The organism is Pradoshia sp. Z5_111, from assembly GCF_058267535.1.
Genome location: NZ_JBZCPQ010000006.1, coordinates 48,572 through 60,549, shown reverse-complemented (window position 1 = coordinate 60,549; position 11,978 = coordinate 48,572). Strand labels below are relative to the sequence as shown.

Sequence of the window (11,978 nt, the reverse complement as noted above, 5' to 3'; positions counted from 1 at the left end):
TTCATAAAATACCATGCTTATTAGTTAAAACATAATAAAAACCGGCATATGCCGGTTAAATATGAATAAATTTGGCTAAACTTTCACAACCTAAAATTGAATATGAAGAGAAGGGTTGTGGATAATTTGCCATTATCACAAAATCATCATTGGATGTTAGTAAAAGATATTTTAAATAATCATCAAGAAGATTGCTGCGGTTCACAATCAGAAGTTGAACAGCTTGAGAGAACTGTTAAATCCCTGATGGTTCAACCCGGTCTTGATGTAAATACAAAAGCTGTACTTGATGAGATTTACCAATACAGCCAAAGCGGTATACATGCCGCCAACCTGGAAAGTCATATAGAAGCACACCAGCAGCAACTCTCTGGCTGGGTTCGAGACATTGATCAATATTCCTGAGCAAATTTTAAATATTCGATATACCGGTTCATTTCATGCAACCGGTTTTTTCGTTTGTGCAAGACTATATTTTGAATAACCTGTGCCAGCACATGCCATTTCATTCTTAACGTAAGATCTTCAGTGAGCTCCAATCCGTATTTGGCTAGCCATTCCTTCCAATGCTCTTGTTTAACATAGGAATATAACAGCATACCGATATCCATAGCCGGATCTGCGATAATCGCACCGTCCCAATCAATCAAATATAGATCACCATTGTCAGTAATAAGGAGATTATTATGATTAATATCACCATGGCATACAACTTGCTGGTCACTGTTGACATCCTGTATATGTCTTTCCATAAATTCAATCGTATTTTGAATACTTGGATGATTTTCTAATTCCTTATCAAGGGAATTTTTCACGGACAATAGGATTTGCAAAGGTGTTTGGGCTGTCTTACCAAGGCGCCGAAGCATGTTTAATAGAGGTTTAGAAAGATGGATTTTCTGAAGCAATTCTGCAACCGCTTCTTCACTCATCTCAGTAGGATGTAATTCTCTTCCATTCATCCATTCCTGAGCAGTAATCACGTCTCCATTTTCAAGCCTCTTCGTCCAGATCAGTTTTGGCACTATTCCTTCAGCGGAAAGCACAGCTAAAAAAGGAGAAGAATTCCTTTTCAAAAATAGTCTTTGCTCATCATGCCTGGCAATAAATGCTTCACCTGTTGCCCCTCCGGCAGGGGTTATCTCCCACTCTCGCCCTAAATAATCCATGGTATTCACCTTCAATAATCTAATCTATTCTGGCATGGTTATATGTAAAAAATAAAAAAGACAGCCATTGACTGCTTTTTTCCAATAGCCATCTTATTAAATTTTAGTAGGTTAGGGACACATTCGTCAAGTGTTCCTGACTATTATTCCTGAACAAACACATATGTTCGTAATGGTTCAAGGGTATATTCTCTTATGCTCTTCCTAATTATGCGGTCTCCTTGTCCATCAGCACAACTATCACAAAGAATATCCCATTCAGTATCATTTGGCAGAGTAATCGATGTTTCCTTTTCAGCATGGTGGAAGATTACTAAAATATTTTTCCAGCTTCCATATTCACCGACATTTTCATACATCAGAGCATGGCAATTAACATGGATATCGACAATTTTCATATGTCTTTCTATTTCTTCACGTGTTCGAAAACGGAATGCACCATGGCTTTTTCGAATTTGTATCAAGCATTTTAAATAAGATATTGTTTCATCATGTTGCTCTCTTAGATCCCAATTAAGTTCATTTATCCAATCCGGTGAACAATAACTGTTTTCGATTCCTTGTTTTGTTCTAAAAAATTCCTGTCCACTATGCAAGAATGGAATACCTTGTGAAAGCAAGACAATACTTGTGGCAAAACGATGACGGCGCTGCCTTAATTCATTTGACTCCAACCCATTAGCAACCTGAAGGCGATCCCATAATGTGTGGTTATCATGACATTCTACAAAATTGACTGATTGTACTGGTGTCAATGGATATTCGGCACCTGTATTTGTCACAAGCTGAAAGAAATCATGCGGCTCTACTCTTTTACCGGAAATATAGCCGATATCTTTTAAATCAAAGTTACTTCCTTTAATCGTATCTCTAAAGCGATCATTAAAGAATCCAATCCCCCTTAATTTATGAGCATTAGCAATCGTTGATTTTTGCTCAGCCGGGAGTGCTGTGTGTAAATCCCAGCCCTCTCCGATGAGAATGGCATCCGGTCTACTTTCTCTTACCACACGTTCTATTTCCTTCATCGTATCCAAGTCTAGTAAGCCCATTAAATCAAATCTGAATCCATCAACCTGAAAATACTCCAACCAATATTTAATGGAGGCTATAATGAATTTTCGGACCATAAATCGTTCTGATGCTACATCATTTCCACAGCCGCTGCCGTTTGCAGGCATTCCGTTTGAATCATAACGGAAATAATAGCCAGGTACGATTTTTTCAAAATTAGACAATTCCTTTTGAAATACATGATTATAAACAACATCCAAAATAACACCAAGTCCATTTTTATGGAGACTTTTAATCAGCTCCTTTAATTCTTCTATTCGATTGAACGGCAAGTGCGGATTTGTACTGTAGACTCCAACTGGAGAATTAAAATGACGGGGATTATAACCCCAATTATACTCCTTACCAATGACTGTTTCATCAACCCCTGAGAAATCATTAACCGGCAAGAGTTCAATATGAGTAACACCAAGCTCCTTTAAATAACTGATCCCGGTTGAATACCCTTTATTTGTTTTCGTATTTTCTTCTGTAAACGCCAAGTATTTCCCCTTTGCATCCATGCCGCTGTTGTTATGATGAGAAAAGTCGCGTACATGTGTTTCGTATATAATTGCATCGACATGGCTGTCTAACGTGGGAATTTTATAGGAATGTCTTTCGATTTTTTCGGGATCTATAATAGCGCTGTATTGGCCATTTACAGAAACAGCCTTCGAATAAGGGTCGGTTGCTTCTCTCCAAATATAATTGACACGAACCAAATATGAATAAAAATAACCCTTTAAATCATTATGAATCGTTAATGACCATACTCCTCTTTCCCCTCGTTGCATCGCCACTGTTCCTTTTTCGGCCCCGAAATCATTGATTAGCTTAACCTTTACACTGGTAGCAGTTGGTGCCCATAGCTTAAACACTGTCTTTTCTTTTGTATAGACAGCACCTAAATCATTTCCATCATAATGATAATGTTCATCAAATTCAGGGGTCCGGATTACAGCACCTGTTCGCAGGCCAAAGGCTATACCTTTATCATCCTCTATTTGATACTCTTCACCGAGCGGTATTTCGAATGGAGCCTTACATATATATTTAATGTAATGCTCTATTCGGACGACTTCTTCAACCTTTAATACGCCAATTTTTTGACCTTCGAAATAAATCGTAAAGGTTGGGGTTTCGTTATCACGATAATCAAGTGGAATTAAGATGGTAATTCTGTTTAATGCGTCCAAAAAAGCTGAAAACCTATCTGAATACACAATACTCACTCTCCTAAAGCGGCAATATTTACTTTATGATGATGCATATTAACGACTACCTTATCATTGCCAATATAATCGCCATCTGCATGAATAAATGCTGGTTGCTCAGAAGATAGTTTTATATTCTTCCCTTGTAATTCCTGTACTCCCCTTATTTTAAGATGGCCGCCCCAAACTACTGTGACGAACATAAGTATAAGTTTCCATTTAGAAATATTATGCACAACTATGATATGAAAAAGCCCGTCATCTGGTTTCGAGTTTGGTGAAATCTTTATTCCACCACCAAAATAGGGCTGATTGGATATCGTTACAAGCCAAACATTTTTATAGTTGAGATCCCGGCCATCTATCGAAAGAGAAACATCAATTGGTTTATATGTTAACCATTTAATAAAAAAGAAATATAAATAAACAAGCTTTCCAGCACCTATTTTATTAAAGTAATATTTAGATTTCGACTCATTTACAGCTTTTGTAACAACTGCATCCAATCCCATACCCAAACTATTCATAAAATAACCTTGTTTGTTAGTTTTATAGGATCCCAGGTCGATTGCTGTCATTTTTTCGCTATTTTGACACAGCTTTTTTAATGCTTTAGTCGGATTTTTATCAATCTTGTATCCTCTTGAAAAATCATTGCCGGATCCTGCAGGAATATAAGATATCCTGGCTTTTTTATATCCGACAGCTCCATTAATGACTTCATGAATCGTCCCGTCTCCACCTACAGCAATAATTAACGAATTACTTTCTTTTTCCAAAATTTCCTTAGTGATTTCACAGGCATGTCCTTCATATTCTGTATACCTATATTCGTAATGGATATTCTCCTGTTCTAGGTATCTCTTTACCTTATTCCAAATCTTTAAGCTTCCCCTATTCTTCGCGGCAGGATTTATAATGAAATTAAACCTCTCCATGCTCATTAAAGCTTCCCTATAAACCGCTCTCTCTATCAAGCTCCTCCAACTCCTCTTCCAAATCCATTCTAATCGTGTAGGCTGTACTGCAGTAGTCCAACAGAGCCTGGCCTGACTTAAGCTGTTGGTTTTTAATAGGAGACTGATTATTCCGTATGCCCTCAAACCATTTTGCATAAGAACGCTTGTCAATGATTATCTCTGTATGGATGGCATTTACATCATCGATATATCCATTTCGGCATATGATCCCTTTCCTGATTGGCATATCAATCTCCTTGCTTTCTAATATCCTCGTAATAATTCTTTCCATACGATTTATGGATATATACGGGTTTAACACTTTTTTGTCTGCACGATTATGATGCCTTCTTGTCCAGAACCTTCCCTTGTCCGACAAAAAGACGGCATCCTCTTCTGCTTCAAGAAAAGTTAAGCACCATATTTCCGTAGGCGTCATAAGCAGAATATCCAATTCGACCGGTGCATTTTTTAACTGAAAGACAGGCTTATAAAGAATTAAGCAGTTATCAGGAAAGCGTTGCAAAAAATAACGCAGTTTCTGGTCATATACATAATTGGCATTTACTACAGATTTTTCTCTTAAGGTTGAACTCGCCCATTTAAGCTGAAAATTAAAAATCCGATCTAAAAATTGCTGCTTTAAATCGCTCTCTGTTCGTGGGAGAAATTTTAAAAACCGTCCCAATTCCTGTTCTATGTTTGGAACAGCTTGCCCTTCATGAACATGAAAAGGTTCGCTTTGTTTTCCTTTAGCAAATATCTTCTTAAACGTCTCCGAGAGAGTTCTCTTTTTAATTGGCTCATCCTGATTTTGAGATATCTCATTGTTTTCTGCACCAATCAGCCAGTCATTGATATCCCCTTCTTCATAAGCCTGCTTTAGTTTAGTCCACTGCTGTTTTTTTAAGCGTACAAACTGAGAGGAATAATGATAAATATCCTGTTCATAACGGGATACATAATCCTGCAGTTTAATTAATTGTCCCATCCCGTTTCCCCTGCCTTTTTTCTTTTTCTGGTCTCTATAAAATCTATATGGTCATTTTAGATGCTCTTAATCATACCCAGTAAAGCTTTCACGCCTTGATCAATTCAATTTACTATTATGTTCCCGAATATCTTACACCAATGGAAATTTAACGATTGGTTCATATTTAGGAATAGATTGGCTATTGGTTTTGTATAGAACGAGATGCTGTACCTGAAATTCTGGTATAGAGGGGAGAGAGTCTTCTAGTTGTCTTAGACTGTCTTTTTCCATTGTCTCCGTACATCTTCTCGCTATCGTAATATGCGGTGTAAACGGCTTTGTATCCAACTTAAATCCGATACTTGTACAGGCATTCCATACATTCTTCTGCACCTCGTATAAGATTGGCTGTTTCCTTACATCTGCCCAAAGAATTCTTGGCTGTTTCATCATACCAAATGTACCCAATCCATTAATCGTTAATGGAAACGAAACAAGTTGCTCTGCCCTTGATTTCAATAAATTCACAGCATCATCCAACATACTATGAGAGGCACTGCCAAGGAATGCTAATGTAATATGATAGTCGCTTGGATGAACCCAGCTTTTAAATGCATATATACGTTCTAATTCAGCAGCCCATTGGTGCAATGATTCTTTAATCTCCATGGGTAATTCAATTGCAAAAAAATAATGATTCTGTCTATTCATCAGCCTATCTCCTTCATATTTTAACATAATGTCCATCCCGCTATTTTAACTATTTAGACGGTTTTGAATAAAAATATTTGTTCAAAAAAAGAGTTCAGGGTTAGTATTCCCTGAACTCTTTTCCATTTACTTTAATCTTCCGCATTCGTCTTCAATTTTAGCAAGGAAAGCTTTCTGAAGCCTTCTTGTTGTAGTATATGGGGCTTTTCCAACCGCTTGTCCGTTGGTTTTTACAACGGGTATAATTTCTAATGTGGTACCAGACAGAAATACCTCATCAGCCGACATTAATTCCCCTGGTGTAAATGGTCTTTCTTCGTAAGGAATTGAAAGCTCCTCACAAAGCATTAAAACCAACTGCCTGGTAATCCCATTTAAAATTAAATTGTTTGCAGGATGAGTAATCAGAATACCATCCTTAATAATCGATACATTGGTATGACTGCCTTCTGTTATTATGCCATCTCTGTTTAAAATTGCTTCATTACATCCCTGCTTAACCGCCTCTTCATAGGCAAGGATATTACCGAGAAGGTTCAAGCTTTTTATATCGCAATTAAGCCACCGTTTATCATCAATAATACAGACCTCAGCACCTGACTCCATCAGTACAACAGGACGTTCAGATTCTCTTGTATAAGCGATGAAAGTAGGTACCACATCTTTACCTGGAAAAGCATGATTCCGGGGTGATACTCCCCGAGTAAATTGCAGATAAACAGTACCAGTAGTCAGCTCATTTTTAAGAACCAATTCCTCAATAATCTCCTTAAGGCGTTTTGGACTGTAGGGTATCGCGATGCCGATCTTTTGTGCACTTGCAAACAGACGTCTGCTATGCCCTTCCCACGCAAACAGCTTCCCATTATAAATCCGTATAACCTCGTAGATACCATCCCCAAATTGATACCCACGATCTTCTATATCGATGGCAATTGTTTCTCTTTTCGAAAGAACGCCATTGTGAACAATATAATCCATTTCCCCCAACTCCCCTTGTATAGATTATCTTGTTAATTCATAGATAGCTTGTGCATACATAGCTGTTGCTTTTAATAAATCTTCAATTTGGATGTATTCGTCTTTTTGATGAGCTACATCTTCTCTTCCAGGAAATAAAGGCCCAAAGGCAACCGCATTTTTCAGTGCACGCGCATATGTCCCACCGCCAATTGCCAATAGCTCAGGTTCTTCCCCAGTGTGCTCGTGATAAATTTTTTGTAATGTTTGAACCAATTGGCTATTTGCATCCACATGGTGAGGTCCCAAATGGGTTTTTATAGTAGCAGTAAATTGATGCTTATCCGCGATTTGCTCAATCGTTTTCCATCCATTCTCAAAATCATATGTCACAGGATAGCGCATATTGAAGGCAATCTTACCAAATTCGCCATTTCTATACGTAATAATTCCATAATTAATGGTTAAATCACCGGTAATATCATCGGAATAAGCTACACCAAGTTTTCTTCCTCTGGATTCACTGCTCAAATAATGATGGATGAATTCAAAAAATGCACGGTCATCCCCTCGTAAAGGCATGGTGAATAGAAAATCGCCCAGCTTAAGACCTGCATTAAGTCCAAGATCAGGCTCCATACCATGGACAGATATCCCTTCTATCGTTAAGATGACCTCATTATCTAACACGGAATATGTACCTTTTAAATTATGCTCTTTCAAGTACTTTGTAAATTTTTCTTTCCACTCTTTCGCCTCATCGGAGTTAAGAGAAATAGTTGCTTTTGCTGCCTCTGGCACCATATTAAAACGCTGGCCTGCCTCAAAGCTTTTCACAACAAAGGATTCAGCCGGTATACTTTTTGATTTCATATCCATTGTGAAATCTGCAATTCCCTTTTCTGCATAGATAATTGGAAAATCTGCATCCGGCACAAATCCTACCGTTGGCATTTCTTCTTTTTCAAAATAATAATCCATACAGCGCCAATCGCTTTCTTCATCCGTGCCCAAAATCAATCGAACTCTTTTATTTAAATCGATGCCCATTTCTTTAATGATCTTCATTGCATAATAGGCAGCCATCGTTGGTCCTTTGTCGTCAATCGCGCCACGCGCAAATATTTTTCCATCCCGAATATCTGCTGAATAAGGGTCGCTTGTCCAGCCTTCTCCCTCAGGCACTACATCCAAATGTCCAAGTATACCGAGGAGTTCATCTCCGTTTCCCATTTCCAAATGAGCCCCATAGTTATCAACATTTTTAGTGGTAAAACCGTCTTTTTCTCCAAGCTGAAGCATAAAATCAAGCGCTTCCTTTATTCCAGGACCAAAAGGAATATCAGGAGTTGATGCAGATTCATCCAGTGTACTTTTAATTCGAAGCAGTTTTTGGGTGTCGGCAATCAAATCATCTTTTCTCATTTCCACTTCTTTTTGCCAATTAAAATCCATAAAAGTGACCTCATTTCTTTGTCATATCATTTATCGTTATTATATCGAATTTCAGCATGATTAGCATTTTTTGTTGAACCACATGACTGTGCCGTTCATATTTTATAGTGTAATCAATAAAATATTTCGCATTGCTGTCATAGTGCCTGTATCGCAAAAATAGATATAATTAAGCGAATTTTCATTTTATTTTATTGGAAAATATGGATTTAAAATTTTGAGAGGGGTATTATAGTACTAGAAGGACTTTTATCTTGAAGTCCTAAAAAAGGAGTGCTGTATAGGTGATAACTTAGTTAAGTGGGATGGTTAACAGCCTTTATACCTTGCAGGTTGGAATGTTGCCATTGGAAACTATCCATAAGGAGTGGTTTTTTGAAACCTTCAACAAACCGTATGCTTACCAGAATTAAGTCCATTTATATGTTCATCGTCCGCAACGGCACGGTAACAACCCAAGAATTAGTGGATGAATTCGGAATTACTCCACGTACCATTCAGAGGGACTTAAATGTGTTGGCTTATAACGAACTTGTTGTCAGCCCCAGTCGTGGAAAGTGGACCACCACTCAAAAGAAAGTTAAATTAACCTCGTAATGATTTACACAGTTTTTCCTACAAAAAGAAGACCGCTTTTTAACGGTCTTCTTTTTCCGGAGTACGTGTATTCAATAAGCTGATCTCTTCTTCAGTCATTTCTCTGTACTCTCCTGTTTCCAAGCCCTCATCCAATTCGAGCTCGCCCATCTTAATTCTTTTCAGATATACTACTTTTTTTCCTACAGCTTCAAACATCCGTTTAACCTGATGATATTTTCCTTCTGTTATGATGACTTCTATTTCTGATCTCTGACCACTTGTAAGAATCCTTAATTTTCCCGGTTTCGTTACATATCCATCATCCAATGTAACTCCCTTGGCAAACTGTTCAATATCCTCTTCAGTTACAATTCCCTGAATAACCGCGTAATAGGTTTTAGGAACATGTTTTTTTGGAGCAAGCACCTCATGAGCAAGATGCCCATCATTCGTAAGAACCAACAGCCCTTCAGTATCCCGATCCAGCCTTCCAACAGGGAATGGTTTTTTTATTGCATCTTCAGGTTCCAATAAATCAAGCACCGTTTTCAGCCTGTCATCTTCTGTGGCAGATATGTATCCGGCCGGTTTGTTCATTAACAAATAAATATATTCCTTATAGTTGACTTGCTCTCCATAAACGGTAATTAGGTCGTTATCCGGATCGACATGCTTTTTAGCATCGCTTATTTTTACATCATTACAAAGAACTGCCCCTGATTTCAGCAGTTGTTTAACCTCTTTCCGGCTCCCATATCCGGAGTTAGCTAATAATTTATCAATTCTCATCCTAAAAATCACCTATTTTCCTTTTTTGAATAGACTAATGCTGAATATAAAGTGAAGGAGTGTTCTAATTTTATGGATTATCAACAACAACCCTCTAACGAACAAGATGATAGACAATTGCAGCAGCCAGCCGGTTTTCCTGGACCAGGAGGCCTATTTCCTGGTTTAGGTGGAGTTAATGCCCGTATAGATCGGCTTGAAAACCGCTTTGAACGTCTGGAGCGCCAATTTGAACGCCTTGACCGACGTGTATCCCGGATTGAACGGGCACTTGGAATGCGATACTAATTATGAGAATGGCCTGCTTTAAAAATTAAGCAGGCCTTAAAGTTAAACTTTCACATTTTAATTCGATTAATTCCCTCTAGTGAAACGGTTCAATTTTAGCTTGCGCAATAGTCCATCCGTTCGATCTCCAAAAATAACATGTAATAAACCACTTTTAATCGATAAGAAAAAGTAGATTAGGACCCCTACTGGAACAGTAATCGCCACCCTGAAAACCGCATCCATTTGACTTTTTGAACCTATCCAGGAAGCCAGGACCTGATCCAGACTCCACACAACCAGGGCCATAACTCCAGCAAATATGAGTGATAATAATCCCCTTCTCAGCACGGGTTTGATACGATAACCAGTAAAGTAATAAATTACATATAAATTAATAAGCGTACTGACCGTATATCCAATTGCAGTCGCATAAACCGCCCCATTCGTTTCAAACATTTTTATGAACGGAATATTGAGACTAAGCTTTATTAATATTCCAGTCAATAAGCTAAGGACTGTAAAACGCTGCTGGCTTATTCCCTGCATGATTGCAGCTGTAACAGAAAATAAAGCAAATAGGATGGCAACCGGTGCATAAACTCTTAATACTTCTGATCCTAAATCAAGGAATCCATAAAACGAGCCATATACGCTCTCCGATAAAACACTGATTCCAACAACTGCCGGTATCAGAATAAACAGCAAAGTTTGGAATGTTTCTGTTAATTGTTGTTTATATAGCTTCCAATTCTTTTCAACAAACGATTTCGTTACACTCGGAACAATAGACAATGAAAAGGCCGTAGCCAGTGTCATTGGAATAAGGACAAGCTTTTGAGTTGATACATTTAAAACACCAAAAGCCACATCTGTTGATGCCTTTAATCCAATTGAAACCATCGCTCTGTTAAAAGTAACCGTATCAACTAACTGGAATAGAGGCATTGCCAATCCAACAAAAATAAATGGTATTGAGGAAACAACAATTTCTTTGTAGATCTCTTTAAGCGATATATCTATTTCATTTTTACTTTCGTTCAAAAGTTTATCGAGATGACGTTTCCGCTTTTTCCAATACCATAAGAGAACTAGAAATCCGAAAACCGCTCCAATAAAGGCTGAAAATGTTGCCACACTCATAGCCTGTACGACATCTCCGCCCATTAAATTCAGGACAATATATGCGCCACCCAGCAGGAATATAATACGTGCAATCTGCTCGATAACCTGGGAAACAGCTGTCGGCCCCATTGACTCATTTCCTTGAAAGAACCCACGCAATATACTTTGCGAAGGTACCAGGATAAGAGCAAAGCTCACAGCCCGTATAACTGATGTAACATCCTCAACGGAGAATTTTTGCGTATCCATCATGGCAGCCAATCCAGGGGCGCTAACATACATAATGAGAAAAGCCGCAATCCCCGTTAACATCATTATTTTTCGACTTGATTCAAATAGCTTACGTCCAACTGCATATTCTCCCATAGCATTATATTTAGCCACAAATTTGGCCACTGCGAGGGGAATCCCTCCCGTTGATATACTAATGAAAATTGTATAGGGTATATATGCAAAGCCGTATAACGCCATTCCCTCTTTGCCGACAATTTGATTAAAAGGAATAACATAAAACAATCCGAGTATTTTCGATAAAACCATACCAACAGTTAGAATAAAAGTGCCTCTAATAAGTTTCGATGACATGTAACAATCCCTTTCACTCTTTCCCTTAACTTGTAAGAAATATATTTTCATGAGTCTTTTTGTTTATTTGTTCACTATTCTGTAGTTTACTCTTTTCTATCCTTTTTGACAATTGAACTTCAAATTGTTTACGACT

General features: G+C 38.0%; 12 protein-coding genes. 3 read left to right on the top strand and 9 right to left on the bottom strand.

The window, feature by feature from the left end:
• Window positions 1-126: 126 nt before the first annotated feature.
• A complete protein-coding gene (locus AC4D4A_RS13520) occupies window positions 127-405 on the top strand; it encodes a YtzH-like family protein (RefSeq protein ID WP_257469191.1) in 279 nt (92 codons plus the stop codon).
• Here the strand turns inward: AC4D4A_RS13520 and AC4D4A_RS13515 are convergent.
• From AC4D4A_RS13515 to pepV, 7 genes are all read right to left on the bottom strand, one after another.
• The gene (locus AC4D4A_RS13515; RefSeq protein ID WP_490996382.1) at window positions 393-1,169 is read right to left on the bottom strand and encodes a phosphotransferase; all 777 of its coding nucleotides are present in this window, start codon (window positions 1,167-1,169) and stop codon (window positions 393-395) included. The two genes, AC4D4A_RS13520 and AC4D4A_RS13515, sit on opposite strands and share 13 nt — an antisense overlap.
• A 143-nt stretch (window positions 1,170-1,312) precedes the next feature.
• The gene (pulA, locus tag AC4D4A_RS13510) at window positions 1,313-3,448 is read right to left on the bottom strand and encodes a type I pullulanase (RefSeq protein ID WP_490996381.1); all 2,136 of its coding nucleotides are present in this window, start codon (window positions 3,446-3,448) and stop codon (window positions 1,313-1,315) included.
• 5 nt (window positions 3,449-3,453) lie between these two features.
• Complete coding sequence (locus AC4D4A_RS13505; RefSeq protein WP_490996380.1) at window positions 3,454-4,416, bottom strand: diacylglycerol/lipid kinase family protein; 963 nt, start codon at window positions 4,414-4,416, stop codon at window positions 3,454-3,456.
• Entirely contained in the window at window positions 4,394-5,389 is a 996-nt protein-coding gene (locus tag AC4D4A_RS13500; RefSeq protein WP_490996379.1) for an NERD domain-containing protein, read from the bottom strand. Before AC4D4A_RS13500 ends, AC4D4A_RS13505 begins: the two co-directional genes overlap by 23 nt.
• A gap of 132 nt (window positions 5,390-5,521) precedes the next feature.
• Entirely contained in the window at window positions 5,522-6,082 is a 561-nt protein-coding gene (gene thpR / locus AC4D4A_RS13495) for an RNA 2',3'-cyclic phosphodiesterase (RefSeq protein WP_490996378.1), read from the bottom strand.
• Window positions 6,083-6,208: 126 nt separating this feature from the next.
• Window positions 6,209-7,063 carry a D-amino-acid transaminase gene (gene dat, locus AC4D4A_RS13490; protein ID WP_490996377.1) on the bottom strand — a complete coding sequence of 285 codons (855 nt, stop codon included), beginning with the start codon at window positions 7,061-7,063 and terminating at the stop codon, window positions 6,209-6,211.
• Between the two features lie 24 nt (window positions 7,064-7,087).
• Window positions 7,088-8,497, bottom strand: coding sequence for a dipeptidase PepV (gene pepV / locus AC4D4A_RS13485; protein ID WP_490996376.1), 1,410 nt, complete (start codon window positions 8,495-8,497; stop codon window positions 7,088-7,090).
• A 375-nt stretch (window positions 8,498-8,872) separates the two neighbouring features.
• Between pepV and AC4D4A_RS13480 the strand changes: the two genes are divergently transcribed.
• Complete coding sequence (locus tag AC4D4A_RS13480; protein WP_049669825.1) at window positions 8,873-9,094, top strand: DeoR family transcriptional regulator; 222 nt, start codon at window positions 8,873-8,875, stop codon at window positions 9,092-9,094.
• A gap of 39 nt (window positions 9,095-9,133) precedes the next feature.
• Here the strand turns inward: AC4D4A_RS13480 and AC4D4A_RS13475 are convergent, their stop codons facing one another.
• A complete protein-coding gene (locus AC4D4A_RS13475) occupies window positions 9,134-9,865 on the bottom strand; it encodes a pseudouridine synthase (protein ID WP_490996375.1) in 732 nt (243 codons plus the stop codon).
• A 72-nt stretch (window positions 9,866-9,937) separates the two neighbouring features.
• Between AC4D4A_RS13475 and AC4D4A_RS13470 the strand changes: the two genes are divergently transcribed.
• A complete protein-coding gene (locus AC4D4A_RS13470; protein ID WP_490996374.1) occupies window positions 9,938-10,153 on the top strand; it encodes a hypothetical protein in 216 nt (71 codons plus the stop codon).
• 66 nt (window positions 10,154-10,219) lie between these two features.
• Here AC4D4A_RS13470 and AC4D4A_RS13465 read toward each other — a convergent pair whose 3' ends face one another.
• Window positions 10,220-11,842 carry a putative polysaccharide biosynthesis protein gene (locus AC4D4A_RS13465; RefSeq protein WP_490996373.1) on the bottom strand — a complete coding sequence of 541 codons (1,623 nt, stop codon included), beginning with the start codon at window positions 11,840-11,842 and terminating at the stop codon, window positions 10,220-10,222.
• Window positions 11,843-11,978 lie beyond the last annotated feature (136 nt).